Here is a 20,226-nt window from a genome sequence, read left to right as displayed (position 1 = left end):
CGCCGCCCCCTGGGCGGCGAGCTCGGGCCAGTCCCGTGCCGTCGGCTCCTCGATCGACCCAGGGGGCCAGGCGACGTCGAGGGCGTGGAGGCGCGCGAGGATCTCACCGATCTCGAAGGCGTACGCCGCCGACACCGGTACCTCCGGCACCTTCTCCCCCTCGACCCATCGGTGCACGAGCGTGGAGCGGTCGGCCCAGACCGGCTCGGGCATCGGGATGCCGGCGGCGAAGGCCGCCCGCTCGAAGCGGAACACGTCCTCGAGACGATAGGGCCAGCGGCGGTCGGCGAGGTTCAACTCCTTGACCGCGAAAGACCCTTGGTCGGTGTCGAGGCGGTACATCCGGTTGGCGAACCCGCCGTGGACGCGAATCATCGGGCCGAGCGGCACGCCGAGATGCAAAAGGCTCACCCGCCGCATGCTAGGGGCCGGCGTTGCACTGACGCACCGGCTTTGCCGCCTTGCCCGGGATGCGTGCTCACCACCACCGCCACGCCGGAATGGCGGAGTTCACCACGGAGGGCTGACGGCAGCCGGGGGATCCCGGGGAGAGGCGCGCGCTGTTGCGCCATCAGTTAGGTATGGCTAACCTAAGTCCCCGTACCCCCCCCGTGAGTGAGGAAGGCCAACGTGCCCTCGCCTTTGATGCCCCATGCCCTGACGTCCCTGGCGGCGGCCGCACCCTCGACACCGCTCGGATCCTTCGAGGACAGCGCGGTGGCCTGGGCCACCTGGGTCACCCTGATGGGCTTCGTCGGGGTCACCGCCCTGGCGCTCCTCTGCGCCGTGCCGGCCGCCGCCCGCGTGGCGTCGGGCGCGCTCGGCGCGGTCACCTCCCGGCTGGCCCTGGCCGCCGCCGTCCTCGGCCTGCTCGCCGTCCCGGCGGTCCTCACCGACCTGGCCCACGGCGCCTCGCACGGCGAGGGCTACGACTACTCGGCGGCCTGGAACTCGCTCTACGACGGCAGCAACGCCGGCCGGCTGTCCGGACTGGAGGTCACCCTCTGCCTGGTCGGCGCGGCCCTGCTCGCCCCGCTGGCAGTGCGTCCGATGACGGTGCGTCCGGTGGCGACCGGCCGGTGGCGCGGCTCGCTGCTGGGTGCGGGGCTGGCGGCCGGCGCCGTCGCGCTGGGCACCACCAGGTTCCCCACCAAGACGCCCGCGGACTGGGGGCGCACCGGCTTCGAGACGCTGATCTGGATGCTCCACCTGCTGGGCGGCGCCGTCTGGCTCGGCGGCCTGGCGGGGCTGCTGCTGCTCGCGCTGCCCGGCGCGGTGCCCGCGGCCGAACGGCGCGCCTTCTGGTCGATCACCATCCGGCGCTTCTCCGTCGCGGCGATGAGCTGCGTGGCGGCCATCACGCTGTCCGGCCTCTTCCTGTACTGGGAGCACGTGGACGGGCTGGGCCAGCTGACCAGCACCATGTACGGCCGCGTGCTCGGCGTGAAGATCCTCATCTTCGGCGGCCTGCTGCTCCTCGGCGCCTTCAACCAGTTCTGGCTGCACCCGCGGATCGAGGCGCTGCGCGACGAGGGCGACCAGCGCCCGCTGCTCACCGTGCTGCTGCGCAGGTTCCCGCTGGTGGTCGCCGTCGAGATCCTGCTCGGGACGGCGCTGCTGTTCGTCGCCCCCTTCCTGCACGGATCCGCCCGCAACCAGGCGTACCAGGCGCAGGTGGCCGAGCAGTCCGCCACCCCCATCCCGGCGAAGAAGCTGCCCAAGCTCCCCGCCAAGGAGGTCAGCGCCTCCACCTGGGGCTGGGGTACCGCCGAGACGATCGCCGTGATCGCCGTCATGGGCGCCGGCTACCGGCTGTCCGGGCAGCTGGCCCGGCGCCGCCGTTCGGCCCTCGGCGCGACCCCGGAGCCCGCGGTGCCGGCGGTGCCCGCGACGAGCTGACGCCCGCCGCCCACCGGCCCGCACCCGCCGCCGCGGCAGGTGCGGGCCGCCGCTGCGCGGGGGACGCCCCGGTGCTGCGCTCGGGCGCGGTCTCGCACCCCTGATCCCCACGCGCGGGGAGGCTACCGGTAGGTAGGGTGAGGGCCGTTTCGACCCGAGGGTCGTCCGGTGCGCGAAGAGGGAGTGGTGAGCCATGGCCGAAGCACTGATCGCCGGCGTGGGAGGGCTGGAGCCCGAGGTGGATCCGAGCGCGTTCGTCGCGCCGACGGCCGTGGTGGTCGGCGCGGTCCGGCTGGGGCCGCGGGCCAACGTCTGGTACCAGGCCGTGCTGCGCGCCGACGCCGAGACGATAGCGGTGGGCGCGGACTCCAACATCCAGGACAACTGCACCCTGCACGCCGACCCGGGCTTCCCGCTGGTGGTCGGCGAGCGGGTCACGGTGGGTCACAACGCCGTGCTGCACGGCTGCGTGGTCGAGGACGACACGCTGGTCGGGATGGGGGCACGGGTGCTCAACGGTGCTCGGATCGGGCGGGGCAGCCTGGTGGCGGCCGGCGCGGTGGTGACGCAGGGCACCGAGGTGCCGCCCGGTTCGCTGGTGGCCGGGGTGCCGGCCAGGGTGAGGCGACCGCTCACCGAGGAGGAGGCCACCGGCATCAAGGCGAACGCCCAGGGCTACCTGTTGCTGGCCGAGGCGCACGCCGCCGTCGCCGACGGGAGGCAGGGCCGGTGACGGACCGAGCGGTGAGCGGACCGGGACCGGCGCTCACACTGGAGGAGAGCATCCTGGTGGACGCCGCCCCGGCGGACGTCTACCGCCTGGTGGCCGACCTGCGGAACATGGGGCGCTGGAGCCCGGAGTGCCGCCGGGTCTGGCTGCCGGGAGCGCCCGCCCGACCGGGCTCGTGGTTCGTCGGGTTCAACCGGCGCGGAGCCTTCGTCTGGCTCACCACCGGCCGGGTGGTCGCGGCGCGCGAGGCCGGTGACTTCGCGTTCGACGTGGGGGTCCTCGGCCTGCCCATCGCGCGCTGGCGCTACCGCTTCGAGTCCGAGGGGGCCGGCACCCGGGTCACCGAGTCGTGGCAGGACCTGCGGACCGGGCGGGGTGCCGGTCTGGCCCGGGTGCTGGGCCTGCTCTTCGCCGGGACCGGCACCGAGCGCCGGATCGAGGTCAACCGCGCCGGCATGCGCACCACCCTGGCCCGACTGGCGGCGACGGCGACGGCTGCGGACGTGACGGCGACGGACGCTACGGGGGCGGCCCCGGCGGCCGGCCGCGAGGGCTGACCGCCGGGCCGGGCCGTCCCCCCCCCGCGGGGCACGGCCCGGTCCGGCGCCGCCCGGCCGTCATCCGCTCAACGGCGCTCGGGGGCCTCGACCGGCCCGGGGACCGGGGTGAGCGCCAGCAGGGCGCGGGCGATCGCGTCGGAGTCGGCGAGGGTGACCGAGTTGACACCCGGGCGGATCCCGGCGGCCGTCACCCAGTGCACCGTCTCGGTCGGCACGCCGACCGCGAACCGCCGCGGGTGGGCCAGCCCCTGGGCGTCGATCACCCGGTAGGGGCGTTCGGTGACCGCGAGCCCGCCGGTCTCGTGGCTGGTCCCCAGGCTGGCCGCGATCCGGTAGGTGGTGCACTGCCCGGTGGCCCGCAGGTAGGCCAGCAGCGGATCCGCGGTGCGCCGCAGGTCCGGCTCCGGCAGCCGGGCCTCGATCAGCACCGAGGCCGTCACGGGCGGGCCGCCCACCCGCGGGGAGTGCGCCGTGAAGGTCGCCCGGTCGGCGTCCAGGCCCAGCCGGGTGCCGGGCCCGATGATCTCCAGCACGCCGGCCCGGATGAGCGCGATCAGCTCCTCGATCCGCGAGGCCGGCGGGCCGATCGACAGGAAGGCGTTGAGCGGGGTGTACCAGCCGTCCAACTCGTCGCGGTGCGAGGCCCCTTCGAGCCCGCCGTGGTCCACCACCAGGCGGATCTCGTTGCGCAGGTCGCGCAGCACGTCCACGGCGGCCTTGAGCGGCCCGCTGACGTTGCCGGCCCGCGCCTCGCGCACGTCGTGCGCCAGGTACCCGAGCAGCCACGCGTGGAACGCCCGCCGGTCGGCGAACTCCCGCTCCTGGTAGGGGAACGCGAGCCGATCCCAGTCCCAGCGGCGGTCGGCCCCGATGCCGAACTCGGCGAGCAGCGCGGCCTCCTCCCGAAGCGTGCGGGTCTCGGTGTAGCGCAGGGAGAAACGTTTCGCCTTCGCCTCCTCCTCCCCGTCGGCGGCCAGCAGCGCGCCGTAGTAGACGCTCTCCACCTCCTTGGCGATCAGCGGCCACAGGTCCGCCCCGAAGCTCACCTGGTCGCCGTCCTCGGCCCGCTGTCGCAGCCGGGCGATCACCTCCGGGGTGAGCAGCCTGGGGTGGTGCCGGCCGGAGGCACCCTTCTCGTTCTCGCCGCGGGCGTGGTACGGGATGCCGCGCCGGGAGCCCGCGTACAGCACGGGTTCGCGGCCGGAGGGCCGGTAGACCAGCCCCTCCTCGCCCGGCTCGAAGCGGCCGCCGCGGCCCACCGTCAGCAGGGTCATGTGGTCGAAGAAGTTGAGCCCGAGCCCGCGCAGCAGGACCGGCTGCCCCGGCGCGATCACCGACAGGTCCACGTCCGCGGGGTTCGCGGGCGGCACGTACAGCAGACCCAACCGCTCGGCGGCGCGGCCCAGTTCCCTCTCCGCACGGGTCGGCAGGGCCGGCACGTGGCCCTGGGCCAGCACCACCGCGTCCAGGCCGGTCAGCAGGGTGCCGTCCTGTAGGCCGAGCTGCTGGGCGCCGTCCACGGTGTCCAGCGTGGCCGCCCGCGAGCGGTGCACCCGGACGCTGACGTGCTGCGGCGCGCCGGCCACGATCTGCTGGAAGGCGTCCGTCAGGTAGTGCCCGTACAGGGACCGGGAGGGGTACGAGTCGGGTCCCAGCGCGGCCAGCTCCGCGAGGACGGTCCGGCTGCGCCCGCTGCCGGCCGCCGGCGCGGGGGCCGCGAGCAGCGAGCGCGCCCACTCGTGCAGGCTGGGACCGGTCTCGACCGGACCCTCCATCTCCACCGTGTCGTCGGTGTACACGGTGATCTGCGAGGCCACGGTGTTCATCAGCAACCGGGTCGACTGCGCGATGCGCCAGACCCGGCCGGGCCCGGGCGGCGAGGGATCGACCAGGTGCACGACGACCGCCGAGTGCGCGGCGGACTTGCGCTCGTTGGCGCAGATCCGCTCCAGGACCGAGAGTCCGCGCGGCCCGGCACCGACGACGCAGATCCGTAAACTACTCGATTCCACTGCGATGACCTCCACTTCTTCGAGTGCCGGGCAACCGTGGGCAACCCGGCCGCCGCGATCGGAGCCGTTGCCGCGCCGCCCGGCCGGGTTCGGCCCGGCGGCGGCGCGGCAACGGGGTGTGCGGGTGTCGTTCACTGCGCTCCGGGGCCCGCTCAGGCCTCGAACATGAGCTTGAGCAGGGCCATCCGGACCGCCACGCCGTGGGCCGCCTGCTCCCAGTAGGCGTTGAACGGGGTGTCGTCCACGTCGGTGGCCAACTCGCCGCCGCGCGGCAGCGGGTGGAGCACCGCCAGACGTTCTCCGGCGTGCCGCTCCAGCAGCCGGCGGTCGATCGCCACCGGTCGTGGCGGCTGCTCGGGGCCGGCCTCCCGGGGCACCGAGACGGTGGGGGAGGAGTAGAGCACGTCCACCTTGGGCAGCAGCTCCAGCAGGTCACCGCCGTCCAGGAAGACCTCGCAGTCGTAGAGCCGCAGCCCCAGCAGCAGCGAGTTGACGCAGCGCATCCGCAGGTCGTTCACCACCAGCACGCGCAGCCCGTCGACGGAGCCGAACCGGCGGCGCAGCGTGTAGAGGTCCACCATCGCCTGGGTTGGGTGCTCACCGGTGCCGTCACCGGCGTTGATCAGCAGTGCCTCGCCCAACTGCCGGGCCAGTTCCGCCGGTTGTCCGGTCCTGGGGTGGCGCACCACCAGGACGTCCGCGTAGCTGTCGAGCATCCGCACGATGTCGCCGTCCGACTCGTTGGTGCTCCCGCCGGAGCGGGTGACCGAGGGGTCGGCGAAGCCGGAGACGGCGCCGCCCAGCCGGAGCATGGCGCTCTCGTGGACCAGCCGGGTGCGGGTGCTGGGTTCGAAGAAGGCCGTCATCAGCACCCGGCCGTCCAGCGGGCGCCCGACCGCCCGGCGGCGCAGCAGCGCGGCCATCCGGTCGGCGGTGTGGAAGAGCAACTCCAGGTCCTGCCGGGTGTACTGGCGCATCGACAGCACGTGCCGCCCGGCGAAGGCGCCACCGGGCCCGCGGTCGGCGGCGCCCGGTGTCCGCGCCATCTACCACCACCTGCCCGAGACGGTCTTCGCCGTCCAGGTCCGCGAGTCCACCATCGCGTAGCCGGGCGAGACCGGGAACTCCAGGGTGTCGCCGAGCTGCGAGATGCCGGTGATCTCCAGCATCAGCCGGTCCAGCAGCAGCCCCTGGGCCATCGGCGGCGCGCCGGGGATGATCGGGCAGGTCGCGTTCTCGATCAGCCAGTGCCGCTGCATGCTGCTGGCCGGCCAGGTCGGCCACTCGGGGATCAGCCGGTTCATCAGCTGCTCGGCGACCTCGGGGGACATCTCGGCGTCCTCGGGCACGGTGAGCAGCTCCTCCAACGGCATGGAGTCGCGGGTCCACTTCCACAGGAAGGTCCGGTTGCCGTACACGTGGGCGGTCATCATGAAGCGGCAGGTCTCGGAGCGGCGGAAGGCGCGGTGCAGGGCGTACCTGGCCTTGAACTCGTACGGCTCGATCTCGTCGAGCACGTAGTCGCAGCCCTCCAGAAACGCGTCCGCGCTCTCGTCGGTGATCCCGGCGGTGAAGACGTCGATCGCCACGTCGGGAGCCATCCGGTGGACCTCGTCGGCCACCACCTCGGCCTTGCTCTTGCCGATGGTGGAGAACCCGGCGCCCAGCTGGCGGTTGATGTTGGAGTACTCGAAGGTGTCCAGGTCGGCGATGCGCAGCTTCAGCACGCCCAGGCGGGCCAGCCGGTCGACCATCGACCCGCCGATCCCGCCGCAGCCGGCCACCCCGACCACGGTGTCGCGCAGGGTGGTCTGCCGCCGGCGGGCCTCGTCCTCGGTGTCGCCGAGCCATCCCAGGTTCCGGGCCACCCGGGCCCGGTAGAGGTCCTCGTCGTACTCGCTCGGGAAGCTGTAGAAGGAGTTCGAAGGCATCGGGTCTCCCTTTCCTGTCCGTGTCGCGGCCGAAGCCGACCCCAGTTGCCGTGCGCAATCCCAGAGTCCGTGCTGACGGCGGGGGCGGACAGGTCCAACCGGGACCTGGCTTCGGAGCCAAGTCGGAGACGCGTGCGGCGAGTTGGCTGCGGGCGGGCCGGGGGTGGGGGAGTGGGTGGGGTCAGCCGGCGAGGCGGCCGGGCACTCGGGAGCCGGCGGCGAGCAGCGGTGCCCAGGCGCGGACGGCGCCGGGCACCTGCTCCTCGCGCAGTGAGGCGTAGCCCAGCACGAAGCCGTCCAACTCGGGTCGTCGGAAGGCGTACCGCCCCAGCCGGGCCGGCGCCGCCAACGGGTGCCCGGCGGCCGTTGCCGGCCCGCCGGCCGTAGGAGGAACCCGGGTCGGCCGGGGAGGCCAGGGCCGGCTCGGGTCGCGCAGCCCGGGGTGGGCGGCTCCGGCGCCGGGCAGCAGCACCGAGAGAAAGCTCCCACCCTGCTGATGGCCCATCACATCGTGCTCATCCAAGCCGAGTTGGCGTAGGGTGTCGAGCAGGGCCAGGCGCCGGCCGGCGCACGCCTGGGCGCCGCGGTGCAGGAAGGCGGCGAACCGGTGGTGGTCCAGGAAGTCCGCGAGGGCCGCCTGGGTGATCGCGGAGGCGCCGCTGTCGGTGCCGCCGGCCACCCGGTCCACCCGGTCCAGGAGTTCGGGTGGCAGCACGCAGAAACCGCACTGGATCTGCGGGAACAGCAGGGAGTTGAAGCCGCCCAGCTGGATCACCCGGCCGCCGGTGTCCTCGCTCCACAGCGGCCGGGCGGCTCGGGGTCCCAGGAACGGGCCGTCCCGTTCGACGTCCACGATCCACATGCCCTGCCGGTCCGCGTGCCGCAGCAGCGCCGCGCGGCGGGCGGCCGACAGCTCGGCGCCGAGCGGCAGTTGGTGAGCGGCGGAGAGCACCGCCAGGCGTGCGTGCGGGGCCTGCCGCACCCCGGCGGCGATGTCCAGCCCGGCGCCGTCGACCGGCACGGCGCAGGGCTTGGCGCCGTGCCAGGAGAGCAGTTCGCGCAGTCGCGGGTCCCCCGGGTCCTCGCACCAGACCGGATCGCCCGCGTCCAGCACGCTGCGGGCCACCAGTTCGAGCCCGGCCTCGATGCCACGGGTGACCACGACCTGCTCGGGCGCGCACGCGATGCCCCGGGTCACGCCGAGGAAGGCGGCGATCGCGACCCGCAGGGCCGGCAGCCCCAGCCGGTCGGTGCCGAGCAGCAGGCGCTCGCCCGACAGTCGCAGCCGACGGCTCGTCAGGGTCGTCCACAGCTGCACGGGGAAGAGGTCGAGCGGCGGCACGTCGAGCGGGAACGCGGCTGCGGGGGAACGTCGCTGGGAGCGGACGGGCCGCCTGATCACCGCGCCGCCACCGGCCGTAGCGCCGCCGACCGTGCCGGCGCCCGGGGTGGCGCCGCCCGGCGTCAGGCCGGCGGGCGTGGCCCGGGCGGGCGGCCCGCTGACCAACGTGCCACCGCCCGCCCGGCCCTGCACGTGCCCGTCCTCCTGCAGCCGCTGGTAGGCGAGCAGTACGGTGTTCCGTGAGACGCCGAGCGCGCCGGCCAGGACGCGGGAGGACGGCAGTCGGGTACCCGGCGGCAACCGGCCGCTGCGGACGATCAGATGCCGCAGTTGGGTGTAGATCTGGTGGTAGAGCGGTTCCTCGTCACCCTCCCGCACGACGAGATCGCGCTCGGGCAGCAGGCCGCCCGAGTTCGGGAAGACCCGGTTGGACGCCGGCTCTTGGCCTTTGGTACGCATGGGGACCACCCCGGGTACACGCAGCGCGGCATACGGTCGATGGGAATACGAAGTTCCGCAAATGTTAACGCAGTTGGGCTTTCGCAACGCCCGCCTGTGGTCTGTTGTTCGAGCGTGCCGCCCATGTTACGGTCGCAGATAGAGCCGTCCGAGGGCCGCTTACGCGCGGGACGAAGCAGACCGTGAACCCCCTGGGGGGAGTTATCCCGTGAAATCCCATGCCGCGCTCGCCGCCGGCAAAATTGAGTTCAGACATTTACGCGGTTTCGTCGCGGTCGCCGAGGAACTCTCCTTCACCCGGGCCGCCCAGCGACTCTGCGTCAGCCAGTCGAGTCTCTCCCGGGCGGTGGACGCCCTGGAGAAGAGCGTCGGTGCCCGATTACTCAGTCGAACCACCCGGGGCGTCACGCTGACCGTGGAGGGCGAGCACCTCAAGGCCACGCTGGACCGGCTGTTGCAGGATCTCCATTCCGCCCTCCAGTTCCACGGGGGTATTCAGCCGCTGCGCCTGGGTTTCGCCTGGCTGCTGCCCGACCTCTGGGCCCAGGAGGCCCTCACGCTCTTCGAGGCGGCCACCGAGGGACGCATCGAACTCATCCGCCACGACGAGGCGTTGGCCGGGGTGGACCGCGGCCTGGTCGACGTGGCCGTGGTGCGCGGCAACGCGCCGCCCGGTCTGGAGAGCGTGCTGCTCTTCTACGAGCGCCGGGTGGTCGCGGTCAGCCACCTCTCGCCGCTCGCCGGCCAGCCGAGCATCGCCTGGCCGGAGTTGGTGCACCACCCACTGGTGGTCAACGTGGTCAGCGGCACCACGCATCCCGACCAGTGGCCGGAGCATTCCCGGCCCACCGCCTCCAGCGTGTGCAAGAACTTCGACGAGTGGCTGGAGACGGTGGCCGCGGGGCGGGGAATCGGGGTGGTGCCCGGAATCGCCGTGCACCGGGTCGCCCACCCCGCGGTGCGATTCATCCCGCTGCGCGGCGCGCCGTTGGTACCGGTCCGTCTCGCCTATCCCCGGCAGGGCAGCCACCCCCTGGTGGGAGCCTTCGTGCGGGCCGCCCGATCCGCGGAGTGTCCGGCCTACGCCTATCCGCCGTGACGGACCAGGCCGGCCACTTCCGCGGGCGCGACTCCGGCCGCCAGGTCCAATTCCGCTGCCCTGCGCGCGGCCCGGCGCAATTCCTCGAGCACCTGGTTGTAGTTCATTTCGGTCAGTGCCTCGACCTGCCATTCCACGATCCTGGCGTAGGGGTCGAGGAGTGTGGCCAGTTCCCTGGGCGTGTCCACCTCGATCAGCACGAAACCGGCGGATCCGCTCGGGAAGACGAACCAGCCCCGCAACTGCGAGGGCTGGTTGCTCCCCGCGTCGTGCCGGCGCAGGAACCGCCGGGCGAGGTCGGTCGTGCGTATCTGCGGGCGGGCTCGGTAGGCGCAGTACCACAGCATCGGAAGTACCTCATCCCTCGTGGGTGGTCAGGTCCGCGCCCGGGCCCGCCAGGGCGGCGGCCAGGTCGCGGTAGGACAGTTGCTCCGCGGCGCCGAGCACGGCCGGCTGCCCGGAGGAGAGCAGCGCGGTGACGGCCTCGCGCACCGACGCCATCGCCAGCCGGTAGACGGCCGAGCCGACCGAGACCCGTCGCACGCCCAGCCGGCTCAGCTCGGCGATGGGCAGAAGGTCCGGCCGCAGCAGCAGGTTGACCGGGACGCCGTCGGTGGCGGCGACCAACTCGCCGATCATCCTTCGCTGTTGCTCGGCCTTGAGGCCGATCGGCGGGAAGCCGGGCACGAAGACGCAGTCCGCACCCGCCTCCTGGTAGGCACTCAGCCGCCGCACCGTGTCCAAGAACCGCCGCTCGGCCGGTCCGCCGCCCTTCCAGTAGGTGTCGGTGCGGGCGTTGACCACGATCGGCACGCCCGCCTGGTCCGCGGCGGCCCGCGCCGCCGCGATGCGCTCGGCGTGGACGGTCAGAGGGGACAGCCCCGCCTCGTCCGGCAGACCGTCCTCCAGGTTCACCCCGACCGCACCGAGCTCGATGACCGAGGCCACCGTGTCGGCCACGTCGCGGGCGTGCTGGCCGTAGCCCGACTCGAGGTCGACACTGACGGGAAGGTCCACCGAACGGGTCAGCACCGCGAGTGTCGCCAGCAGTTGGTCGACACTGAGCCGCTCGCCGTCCGCCAGCCCGTGCACCGCGGCCATGCCGGCGCTGGTGGTGGCCAGCGCCCGGACGCCCGGCAGCCGGGAGACCAGGACGGCGCTGCCCACGTCCCAGACGTTGGCCAGGACCAGGATCCCCGGTGCCTGGTGGAGGCCCTGGAAGTGCCGCGCCATGGCGCGCAACGCGTCCACCTCAGTACCCGGAGAGCAGCCACTGCAGCCGGGACAGCTCCTCCGCGGATCCCCGGCAGGTCAGCCGGTGGAACGGCGTGGCGCGCCGCCCCCACAGGAAGAGCAGCCGCGCGGCCGCGTCGCCTTCGATCAGTGCCTCGCCCTCGGGCTCGGCCAGCGCGAACTGCGGGCCGTCGTGGACCCGGACCACCAGGTCCGGCTGCCCCGGCGAGCGCAGCCGCGCCTGGAAGGGGCGGCCGGTGCCCGCGCCGGTGGCCATCCCGCGGGCGGTCATCGGCAGCGGTCCGATGAACGAGACCACGTGTTCGAGGAGTTCCTGCTGGGAGAGCAACCGGTCGCCGAGCGCGTCGTCGCCGCCGATGTCCCAGCGGTGCACCGCGCACTCGCTGCGGCTGTGCTTGAGGAACCCCGCGGCGTGCACCTGGCGGCCGGTCCAGCGCAGCACCGGATCCTCCTCCTTGTCGAGGAGCTCCCCGAGGCTGCGGCGCATCCGCTGCTCGCCCTCGGCGATCGCCGCCATCAGGGCGGTGGCGGGAAGTCTGCGGAACTCCGGCTCGCGCTCGTCGAAGGTGCGGGTGCGGGCGAGCGGATCGCCCTTGAGGTAGGCGTCGACGTGCCGGGTGATCTCGGCGTAGTTGCCGATGATGTGCGCGGTGATCAGGTGGACGGTCCGCCCGGGGCAGGCGGTCAGCGCGTCGGGGCGGGCGGTGTCCAGCAGGTCGAGGAAGGCCGCCACCTCCGGCGGTCGGCCGCTGTCGGGGAGGACCGCCGTGGTGGCGGGTGCCGTGTCGCTCATGGTCCCAGGTGCTCCTTTACTGCCAGGTGAGGTGAAACCGTTCGAGAAGGACGTCGCGGCCCTGGTCGGTGACCCGCAGCATCCGCCCCCGCTCCTGCCGGAAGACCCACTGGGCCGCCAGGAAGCGCTCCAGCAGCCCGCGGCCCAACGCACCGGCCAGGTGGTGGCGTTGCTCGCTCCAGTCGACGCAGTAGCGGATGAACCGCCGCTTCCCCCCGGCCATCTGCACGCCCAGATCGGCCAGGAAGGCCTCACCGGACGGCGTCAGGGTGTACTCCAGGTCGCTGCCGTAGCCGCGGACCTGGTCGTGCTCGGCCTGCTCCGGGTGGAAGACCCCGTCGCCGCCCTCCAGATGGCCCTGCCCGATCAGGCCGGCCATGATCTCGACCCCCAGCCGGCCGGCCAGGTGGTCGTAGCAGGTGCGCGCCTGGCGCAGCCGGGCGGCGCGGTTGCCGTCGCGCAGCGAGCGGACCGGACGGGCCGGTGCCATCCGGATCAGCGTCTCCAGCAACTCGCCCACCTGCGGCCCGGCGAGCCGGTAGTAGCGGTGCCGGCCGTGGGTCTCCACCCGCAGCAGTCCCGCGTCCGCCAGCTTGCCCAGGTGGCTGCTGGCGGTGGAGCGGGTGATGCCGGCCTCGTCGGCCAGCACGCTGGCGGGCAGCGCGCGCCCGTCGTTGAGGGCCATCAGCACCCGGCAGCGCGCCCGGTCGGCCAACAGCGAGCCGATCTCGGAGATTTCGGCGTCGCCCAGGAGTCCGGTGGCACCGGCGTCCAGATCCCGCATGGTCCCTCTTCCTGCCGTGTGGTCGGTCGCTGACCGGGTGAGCGGTCGGCGACCGGGTGGAACTCAATGCTCGCCGACCAGCACCGCCGGAGCGCGCGGCCCACGCGGGTGGTCGTAGGGGATGCCCGCCTCCGCCAGCGCGGCGGTGAGCACCGCGCGCAGGCCGGCGGCGTCCGGCAGCGCGCCGAAGAACGCGTCGGTCAGCGCGTCGACCACGCTGGAGGCCCGGAAGACCGCTATCCCGCGATCGCGCAGCTCCTCCAGCTCGCCCTCGGTCGGATGGCTGAAGTACCGTGCCGCGCTGTGGTCCTGGCTGCGGGCCGGCACGTCGTGACCGCCGGCGAGCCGGAGCACCAGCCGCAGGATCAGACTCGCCGCGTCGGTCACGTGGGCCAGCATGTTCTCGTGCACCGAGCGGGCGTAGCTCAGCGGGAAGCGGGCCTGCCCGATCACCGGCCCGGTGTCCCAGTCCGGTTCGAGGTGGTGCAGGGTGAAGCCGGCCTCCGGGGCGCCTTCCTGCATGGAGCGCAGGAAGGTGTTGACGCCGCGGTACTCGGGAAGCAGCCCGGGGTGCAGGTTGACGAAGAGTGAGCCGGAGTCCGGCCCGCCGAGCGCCTGGAGGATCGGCGGCTGGAACTTCTGGTAGCAGCGCACCGAGACGGCCAGGTCGATGCCGGCGGTGCGCAGGCCGCTGACGAACTCCGGCGCGTTGACGTCCTCCACCTGCCGCACCTCGACGTTCGGCAGCCGCAGCCGCTTCCAGCCGTCCGGGGTGTTGAGCCGGCCGGCGGCCGGGTCGGCGTAGGCGTCGATGTAGGGGTAGGCGTGGTCCTGGAGGAGCGTGTGTTCGACGAAGAAGAGCTGGCGCAGGGCGAGTGGTCGCCGGGCGCTCGCCCTGCTGCGGGTGAGGCAGAGCACGAAGGAGACGTTCGCCGCCTGCAGCACACCGAGCAGCCGGTTGACGATGAGGTGGGAGGTGACGTCGCTGCCCATGATGATCGCGATCTTGAGGTGTCTGGCCCGTCCCACCGGGTTGCGCAGGGTCGCCTGCTTGACCTGCATGAGTGTCCTCTCGATGTCGCGGTGCCCGATCCGCGAAGAGAAATTCAGCGCGATGTTCGTGGTGCGGTACCCCTCGGCGTTTTCCGCGCGAGTCGCTCAGACCAGGCGCAGGAAGCTCCGCCGCTCGGCCAGGATGCAGCGGGTGCGGCGCGCGTGCGCCAGGTTCGCCTGGGCGTCCGGGTCCTCGGCCAGCCGGGCGCGGTACTTCTCGTACTCGGCCAGGTTGGCGAAGTTGATCAGTGCCAGCGCGAAGTCGTTGGCACCCTCCTTGGGGAGGTAGTACCCGACGAGGTCGCCGCCGTTGCGCTCGATGATCGAGGGCCAGGCGGCCGCGTACTTCTCGAACGCGTCCAGCTGGTGCGGGTCGAGGGTGTACTGGATGCAACACGTGATCATTGCGGTCATCCTTAGTCGGACTGTCTTCAGCGGACTGTCTTCCATGGATCTCTCTGCTCCGGATGTCTCCTCAGCGGGTTCGCACCCGCGCCACGCCCCAGAAGGCCACCAGCGCCCCGAGGAACTCCACCGCGCACCCCACGAGGATCGCCGCGCGCAGCCCGCTGACGAACTGCGGCCCGTGGCTCGCGCCGCGGCCCACCACGGCGAGCACGGTCCCCTGCACCGCCACCCCGAGGGTGGCGCCGAACATCCGGGAGAGGTTGGCGATGCCCGAGGCGAGCCCGGCGTACTCGGGTGCCACGGCCGAGACCGCGACCCCGACCACCGGTCCGGTGTTGAGCGCCAGCCCGATGCCCACGACCACGAAGGCGAGCTCGGTGACGGCGAGGTCGGCATCCGGCCCGGCCAGCGCGTAGATCAGCAGCCCCGACCCCATCAGCGTCATCCCCGCCGTCATCGGCAGGCGTGGACCGTGCCGGGTCACCAGTCGTCCCACGGTCGGGGACAGCAGGGTGAAGACGACGGGCAGGGGCAGCATCTCGACGCCCGCCATCAGCGCGGAGGTCCCGCGCTCCTGCTGGAACGCCAGGCTGATCAGCATGAACAGCCCGTACATCCCGAAGGTCATGCACATCGCCACGATGCTGGCCACCGGTAACTGGCCGCGCCGCAGCAGGGAGAGCGGCAGCATCGGACTGGGATGCCGGCGCTCCGCCCACAGGAAGCCCGCCAGCCCCGCCGCGCAGAGGGCGGCGCAGCCCAGCGTGGTGGCCGACGTCCAGCCGAGGTGGTGGCCGTCGACGGCGAGGAAGGTCAGCGTCCCGAGCGTGACGGCCGCCAGCAGCTGCCCCGGCAGGTCGAGCGTGCGGGCCTGCGGGTTCCGCGACTCCGGCACGTGCCGGAAGGTCAGCAGGAGGGCGGCCAGGCCCAGCGGGATGTTGACCCAGAAGATGAAGCTCCACCCCAGCGTCTGGACCACCAGCCCGCCCAGCGTGGGTCCCGCGGCCAGGCCGGTGCCGGCCACGATCGACCAGGCGGCCATCGCCCTGTTGCGCTCGCGCCGCCCGGGGAAGGCGGTGGCCAGGATCGCCAGGCTCTGCGGCAGCATCATCCCCGAGCCCATGCCCTGCAGCACCCGACCGCCCAGCAGCAGCGGCAGGTCGCCCGCCACCGCGCAGAGCAGCGAGCCCAGCACGAAGACCGTCACCCCGCACCGGAAGAGCCGGCGCCGTCCGAAGCGGTCCCCGAGGGTGCCCCCGGTCAGCAGCAGCGCGGCGAACGTCACGTTGTAGGCGTCCACCACCCACTGCATGCTCCCGAGGTCGCCCGCCAGGTCGTGCCGGATGGCCGGCAGCGCGAGGTTGATCGCGGTGGTGTCCACCTGCCCGAGGAACAACCCCAGGCAGGTGGCCATCAGCGTCACACCCGGCCGCATGACCACTGCTGCGGCCGCCGCGCCGGCGGCCTGCCGTCCGATCACCGGCTGCGTGCCGGTGGATTCCTGCTGTCCGGTAGACATGCCCCGACCCTAGGGTCGAAATGATTCGACTCCGGTCGAATCGTCGGCGTTATCCGGAACGCCCGACCCCATTTCGTCCTCCAGTGCGAATCGGAGTTGATCGCGCCCGGAAATCCACAGCTTCCGGTAGACCCGGGTCAGGTGGTGTTCGACCGCTCTGGTGGACACACCGAGGATTTCCCCCACGCACCGGTTCGACGCGCCCGAGGCCACCAACCTGGCGACCCGGGCCTCGTGGGCGTTGAGCTCGGCGGGGTTCGCGCGCCGGTGGACCCGGCGGCGGGAGATGGCCGTGGACATAGCAGGCGAGCCTTTCGGTCGATCGCGACTGGTCCTCCGAGAAAAGGCGGCGCGCCGCTCAGACCGTCATACAATGCGTTTCGCGCCGCGGGCCGATCCTAGATTTCCGTGGAAGTGGGTGGGAAGCGTCGTCCCCGGACCGTCTATGCGCCGGACGCATAGCCGCTGATGGACGGCGACGCGCGCCGGGAATTCGACCGGCCCCGCCGAGCCCGACCCGACCTGCGCCACCGCCGACCGCACGCGCCCCGCGCCCCGAGCGCCTCCGCCGGCCCCGCCGCGCCCGGTCGACCGCGCCCGGGCCACGCCCTGCCGCCGCGGTGCCGCGGCCGCCGCGGGAGCGGGCCGCGGACGCCGCACCTCCCACCGGGGCCGGCGGCCTGCTACAGTCGTCGTAGTTGCAGTTGTGGTTCCCATGAACTTTTGTGTGCGCCTGCTGGTTCTGACGCAGGCGCATTTTCTGTTTCCCCGGTCTTTCCGGGTGGGTCATCATCGCGGCGACGCGGCCCCGCACACGGCGGGCGCCGGTCAGCCCCTTGAAGGAGATTTTTCTATGGCTAATGGCACTGTGAAGTGGTTCAACGCGGAAAAGGGCTTCGGCTTCATCGAGCAGGAGGGTGGCGGCCCGGACGTCTTCGCCCACTACTCGAACATCAACGCCAACGGCTTCCGCGAGCTGCTCGAGGGCCAGAAGGTCGAGTTCGACGTCACGCAGGGCCAGAAGGGCCCGCAGGCCGAGAACATTCGTCCGCTCTAGTTTGACCTGCGAAGGCACCTGCCACGCAGCAGGGGCCCGCACCGCGTACACGCACGGTGCGGGCCCCTCGGCATTTCCGCCGGGACCGGCTCCGGCCCCGTGGTCCCCAGGGCCCGCGGGTCGTGCCACCGGCGGCCGTCCGGGCGCGAGACGCAGCGCGCCGCGCCCGGATCGGCTCCCCGCCGTGGGTCCCCACGGTTCGAGACGTCCGGCACTCCATCCGGTGAGTGCCGACTCCGGTGACGTGCCGCACGGTTCTTCCGTCCACGCCCCGCTCTTCACACTTCTGGCTCGTTCGTGCGATTTCCGCGCTGCCTTGCGCCGCGGAACCTGCCTCGTGACGCGCCGCTCCGAGGAAGGCTCCTCCGCATGAACCGATCCAGTCGTTCGTCCTACCAGAACGCCAACTCCCGCTCCGGCGCCGGCTCCCGCTCCGGCGGTTCGGGCGGTTCGGGTTACGGCTCCCGTTCGGGCGGGGCCGGTTCCGGCTCGCGCTCCGGCGGGTCCGAGTACAGCTCCCGCTCGGGCGGTTCGGGCTCCGGTTCGGGCTCGGGCTACGGCTCGCGCTCCGGAGGCTCGAACTACGGCTCCCGTTCGGGTGGTTCGGGCTACGGCTCGCGCCCCTCCGGCGGGCAGCGCTCGTTCGGCTCGGGTGGTCGCCAGCGCTCGTCGGTCCAGGGTGAGTTCGCCCTGCCGGTGACCGTGACCCCGGCGCTGCCGGCGGTCGAGTCGTTCGCCGAGCTCGACATGCCCGCCGCGCTGCTCGCGACGCTGGGCCGGCAGGGCGTGACCGCGCCGTTCCCGATCCAGGCCGCGACGCTGCCCAACACGCTGGCCGGCCGTGACGTGCTGGGCCGCGGCCGCACCGGCTCGGGCAAGACCATCGCCTTCGGCCTGGCCCTGCTGGCCCGTACCGCCGGCCGCCGGGCCGAGCCGCGCCGGCCGCTGGCACTGGTGCTGGTGCCCACCCGGGAGCTGGCGCAGCAGGTGACCGACGCGCTGACCCCCTACGCCCACTCGGTGCGGCTGCGGCTGGCGACCGTGGTCGGCGGGATGTCGATCGGCCGCCAGGCGGTGGCGCTCAACCGCGGGGCGGAGGTCGTGGTCGCCACCCCCGGCCGGCTGCGCGACCTGATCCAGCGCGGCGACTGCCAACTGGACGGCGTCGACGTCACCGTGCTCGACGAGGCCGACCAGATGGCCGACATGGGCTTCATGCCGCAGGTCACCGAGCTGCTGGAGCAGGTCGCCGAGGGCGGGCAGACGATGCTCTTCTCCGCGACGCTGGACCGCAACGTCGACCGCCTGGTGCGCCGCTTCCTGAGCGACCCGGTGGTGCACTCGGTGGACCCGACGGCCGCCACCGTCAGCACGATGGAGCACCACCTGCTGCACGTGCAGAACCACGACAAGAACGCGACGATCGCCCACATCGCCTCCCGCGACGGCGGCGTGATCATGTTCACCGACACCAAGCACGGCGCGGACCGCCTGGTGGCGGACCTGCTCGCCAACGGCGTCAAGGCGGCGGCGCTGCACGGCGGCAAGTCGCAGCCGCAGCGCACCCGCACCCTGGAGCAGTTCCGCCAGGGACAGGTGACCGCGCTGATCGCGACCAACGTCGCGGCCCGCGGGATCCACATCGACGGGCTGGACCTGGTCGTCAACATCGACCCGCCGAGCGACCACAAGGACTACCTGCACCGCGGCGGGCGCACCGCCCGGGCCGGCGAGTCCGGCACCGTGGTCACCCTGGTGCTGCCCAACCAGCGCCGTGAGATGGCCCGCATGATGGCCGCCGCCGAGCTGACCCCCAACTCGGTCTCGGTGCGCTCCACGGACGAGGAGCTCGCGCGCATCACCGGTGCGCGGGTGCCCACCGGGGTGGCCGTCGTGGTGGCCGACCCGGTGGTGGAGCGCCCGCGCCGCAGCCCCTCGGCCTCGCGCAACCGCAACCGCCGCCCCTACGCCGGTCGCGGCGGTTCGGGCCCGCGCGGCGGCGGGTCGGGGCGCGTCTCGCTCGCGGCGTGACGCCGCGGGCCGTCGGGTCCGCACCGTGAGCGGGTCACTGGTCGGAGTAGCTGAGGTCCCCGACGGTCCAGCTGCTGACGTCGGCGATGGCGATGCGGTACATGCCGCCGGTGTGCGGCAGGCCGAAACTGCCCTGCAGGATCCGGGCGACGTGCAGGTGCAGGTGGGTGGGCCGGGTGGCCGGCCCGGGGTCGGGGGCCGTCGTCGGGTGGTCGCCGGCCCCGGGGGCCGCGAAGAGCGCCGCGAACGGTTTCAGGTGCTCCGAGGCCTCCAGGACCTCGGCGACCCGTTCCCGCCACAGGCTCTCCGGTGCGAGCCGGCCGGTGATGACCGCCCCCGGGACGACCACGGTGAGAGGCATCTGATTGCTGTGCTCGGACTCCACCGTCGCGGCGATGTCGACGAGCAGCCCATCGGGGTTCGACATGAGTCCAGAGGATAGTGCCTCCCACCGCTCCACCCGAAGCCCGCACCACCCCTCGCCGCCCGGCGCCGCAGGCGCGCCCGTCGCCCACCCGGGCCCGCACCGGGTCGAACGCGCCGCTCAGACGGTCAGCAGGGTGGGACTGGCGGCCTTGTCGACGGGCAGGAAGTCGTCGGGGACCGGGTACTGGCCCAGGACGTAGTGGAGGATGGCGGCGTGCATGGCCTCGACGGGGGCGATCGAGGCGGCGGTGGCGATGCCGGCGGGGCTGGTGACGTTGTAGGTCGCGAACAGGTAGGTCTGGGCGGCCTGGTCCTCCAGCATCAGGGCGAGCCGGGCGACGTCACCGACGGTGGCGGCCTGTGCGAGCGCGGCCAGCGTGGCGGGCTGGTTGGAGAGCGGCACGTCCATGATGGCCGGCTTGCCGGCGCCGGTCAGCACGGCGTTCCAGGCCTTGGCGTGGTCGGCGTGTTGGCCCATCGCGGTGGTCACGAAGGTGGCCACCGCCGGGGGCACCGTGCCGAGCTTGCCGGCCTTGGCCGCGTCCAGGGCCGCCTGGTAGGCGCCCACGGCCTGGTTCTCCAGCGCGACGGCCAGCGCCACGACCTTCAGGTCACCGGTGTACTGCCCGCCACCGGCCGAGCTGCCCGCCGAGGCGCCCGACGCGCCGCCGGAGGGGACCGCGGGGGTCGAGGGCGCGGCGCCCTTGCCGGGGGAGGCGCTGGAGGAGCAGGCCGCCAGGGTCAGCGCCGCGGCCACCTCGCCGGCGCCCAGCAGGAAGCGCCGACGCCCGGCGTCCACCGCCACCGCGCCGCCCTCGCCCCCGCGGACCTCCCCCGCCGGGGCGCGCGCCGCGGCCCGCACCGCGGCC

At 73.2% G+C, this 20,226-nt stretch carries 21 protein-coding genes; 6 read left to right on the top strand and 15 right to left on the bottom strand.

Annotation, left to right across the window (positions count from 1 at the left end; all coding sequences use genetic code 11):
- On the bottom strand, nucleotides 1–411 hold a 411-nt coding region (locus tag ABD323_RS22220; RefSeq protein WP_344443626.1), incomplete at its 3' end, for a phosphotransferase.
- 234 nt (nucleotides 412–645) lie between these two features.
- On the opposite strand from ABD323_RS22220, the gene ABD323_RS22215 reads away from it, so the two are divergent.
- The 3 genes from ABD323_RS22215 to ABD323_RS22205 all read left to right on the top strand — a co-directional run bounded on the left by ABD323_RS22215 (nucleotide 646) and on the right by ABD323_RS22205 (nucleotide 3,186).
- Nucleotides 646–1,899 carry a CopD family protein gene (locus ABD323_RS22215; RefSeq protein ID WP_344443625.1) on the top strand — a complete coding sequence of 418 codons (1,254 nt, stop codon included), beginning with the start codon at nucleotides 646–648 and terminating at the stop codon, nucleotides 1,897–1,899.
- 193 nt (nucleotides 1,900–2,092) lie between these two features.
- Nucleotides 2,093–2,632, top strand: a complete 540-nt coding sequence (locus ABD323_RS22210) for a gamma carbonic anhydrase family protein (RefSeq protein ID WP_344443623.1) — start codon at nucleotides 2,093–2,095, stop codon at nucleotides 2,630–2,632.
- Nucleotides 2,629–3,186 carry an SRPBCC family protein gene (locus tag ABD323_RS22205; RefSeq protein ID WP_344443621.1) on the top strand — a complete coding sequence of 186 codons (558 nt, stop codon included), beginning with the start codon at nucleotides 2,629–2,631 and terminating at the stop codon, nucleotides 3,184–3,186. The genes ABD323_RS22210 and ABD323_RS22205 overlap by 4 nt, the downstream gene beginning before the upstream one ends.
- 68 nt (nucleotides 3,187–3,254) lie before the next feature.
- On the opposite strand, the gene ABD323_RS22200 is transcribed toward ABD323_RS22205, so the two are convergent.
- From ABD323_RS22200 to ABD323_RS22185, 4 genes are all read right to left on the bottom strand, one after another.
- Nucleotides 3,255–5,201, bottom strand: coding sequence for an FAD/NAD(P)-binding protein (locus tag ABD323_RS22200; RefSeq protein ID WP_344443641.1), 1,947 nt, complete (start codon nucleotides 5,199–5,201; stop codon nucleotides 3,255–3,257).
- Between the two features lie 152 nt (nucleotides 5,202–5,353).
- Nucleotides 5,354–6,247 carry an aspartate/ornithine carbamoyltransferase family protein gene (locus tag ABD323_RS22195; protein ID WP_344443620.1) on the bottom strand — a complete coding sequence of 298 codons (894 nt, stop codon included), beginning with the start codon at nucleotides 6,245–6,247 and terminating at the stop codon, nucleotides 5,354–5,356.
- A complete protein-coding gene (locus tag ABD323_RS22190; protein ID WP_344443619.1) occupies nucleotides 6,248–7,132 on the bottom strand; it encodes a ThiF family adenylyltransferase in 885 nt (294 codons plus the stop codon).
- Between the two features lie 181 nt (nucleotides 7,133–7,313).
- Nucleotides 7,314–8,933 (bottom strand): aminotransferase-like domain-containing protein, encoded by a 1,620-nt coding sequence (locus tag ABD323_RS22185; RefSeq protein WP_344443618.1) that lies wholly within the window; start codon nucleotides 8,931–8,933, stop codon nucleotides 7,314–7,316.
- A 208-nt stretch (nucleotides 8,934–9,141) separates the two neighbouring features.
- On the opposite strand from ABD323_RS22185, the gene ABD323_RS22180 reads away from it, so the two are divergent.
- Nucleotides 9,142–10,032, top strand: coding sequence for a LysR family transcriptional regulator (locus ABD323_RS22180; protein WP_344443617.1), 891 nt, complete (start codon nucleotides 9,142–9,144; stop codon nucleotides 10,030–10,032).
- On the opposite strand, the gene ABD323_RS22175 is transcribed toward ABD323_RS22180, so the two are convergent.
- The 8 genes from ABD323_RS22175 to ABD323_RS22140 form a co-directional block, all read right to left on the bottom strand.
- Nucleotides 10,020–10,379, bottom strand: coding sequence for a DUF3303 family protein (locus tag ABD323_RS22175; RefSeq protein ID WP_344443615.1), 360 nt, complete (start codon nucleotides 10,377–10,379; stop codon nucleotides 10,020–10,022). The two genes, ABD323_RS22180 and ABD323_RS22175, sit on opposite strands and share 13 nt — an antisense overlap.
- A 10-nt stretch (nucleotides 10,380–10,389) precedes the next feature.
- Nucleotides 10,390–11,265, bottom strand: a complete 876-nt coding sequence (locus ABD323_RS22170; protein WP_344443639.1) for an isocitrate lyase/PEP mutase family protein — start codon at nucleotides 11,263–11,265, stop codon at nucleotides 10,390–10,392.
- 19 nt (nucleotides 11,266–11,284) lie between these two features.
- Nucleotides 11,285–12,079 carry a maleylpyruvate isomerase family mycothiol-dependent enzyme gene (locus ABD323_RS22165; RefSeq protein ID WP_344443614.1) on the bottom strand — a complete coding sequence of 265 codons (795 nt, stop codon included), beginning with the start codon at nucleotides 12,077–12,079 and terminating at the stop codon, nucleotides 11,285–11,287.
- Nucleotides 12,080–12,095: 16 nt separating this feature from the next.
- On the bottom strand, nucleotides 12,096–12,863 hold the full coding sequence (locus tag ABD323_RS22160) for an ArsR/SmtB family transcription factor (protein WP_344443613.1): 768 nt from the start codon (nucleotides 12,861–12,863) through the stop codon (nucleotides 12,096–12,098).
- Between the two features lie 63 nt (nucleotides 12,864–12,926).
- A complete protein-coding gene (locus ABD323_RS22155) occupies nucleotides 12,927–13,925 on the bottom strand; it encodes a formyltransferase family protein (protein ID WP_344443612.1) in 999 nt (332 codons plus the stop codon).
- Between the two features lie 96 nt (nucleotides 13,926–14,021).
- Nucleotides 14,022–14,321 carry an NIPSNAP family protein gene (locus ABD323_RS22150; RefSeq protein WP_344443610.1) on the bottom strand — a complete coding sequence of 100 codons (300 nt, stop codon included), beginning with the start codon at nucleotides 14,319–14,321 and terminating at the stop codon, nucleotides 14,022–14,024.
- A 70-nt stretch (nucleotides 14,322–14,391) separates the two neighbouring features.
- Nucleotides 14,392–15,843: an MFS transporter gene (locus tag ABD323_RS22145; RefSeq protein WP_344443609.1), complete on the bottom strand. Its 1,452-nt coding sequence runs from the start codon at nucleotides 15,841–15,843 to the stop codon at nucleotides 14,392–14,394.
- Nucleotides 15,844–15,852: 9 nt separating this feature from the next.
- Complete coding sequence (locus ABD323_RS22140) at nucleotides 15,853–16,143, bottom strand: helix-turn-helix domain-containing protein (RefSeq protein ID WP_344443608.1); 291 nt, start codon at nucleotides 16,141–16,143, stop codon at nucleotides 15,853–15,855.
- 553 nt (nucleotides 16,144–16,696) lie between these two features.
- On the opposite strand from ABD323_RS22140, the gene ABD323_RS22135 reads away from it, so the two are divergent.
- Nucleotides 16,697–16,900 carry a cold-shock protein gene (locus tag ABD323_RS22135; RefSeq protein ID WP_030918248.1) on the top strand — a complete coding sequence of 68 codons (204 nt, stop codon included), beginning with the start codon at nucleotides 16,697–16,699 and terminating at the stop codon, nucleotides 16,898–16,900.
- A 369-nt stretch (nucleotides 16,901–17,269) separates the two neighbouring features.
- Nucleotides 17,270–18,931, top strand: a complete 1,662-nt coding sequence (locus tag ABD323_RS22130) for a DEAD/DEAH box helicase (RefSeq protein WP_344443607.1) — start codon at nucleotides 17,270–17,272, stop codon at nucleotides 18,929–18,931.
- A gap of 34 nt (nucleotides 18,932–18,965) precedes the next feature.
- On the opposite strand, the gene ABD323_RS22125 is transcribed toward ABD323_RS22130, so the two are convergent.
- Together ABD323_RS22125 and ABD323_RS22120 are read right to left on the bottom strand one after the other, a co-directional pair.
- Nucleotides 18,966–19,358, bottom strand: a complete 393-nt coding sequence (locus ABD323_RS22125) for a hypothetical protein (protein WP_344443605.1) — start codon at nucleotides 19,356–19,358, stop codon at nucleotides 18,966–18,968.
- Between the two features lie 117 nt (nucleotides 19,359–19,475).
- Nucleotides 19,476–20,226: ferritin-like domain-containing protein (locus ABD323_RS22120; protein WP_344443604.1), on the bottom strand; the 751-nt coding region annotated here is incomplete at its 5' end.

It is taken from the genome of Kitasatospora nipponensis, from assembly GCF_039528135.1.
Taxonomy (GTDB): domain Bacteria; phylum Actinomycetota; class Actinomycetes; order Streptomycetales; family Streptomycetaceae; genus Kitasatospora; species Kitasatospora nipponensis.
This window is presented reverse-complemented; position numbering and strand designations above follow the sequence as displayed.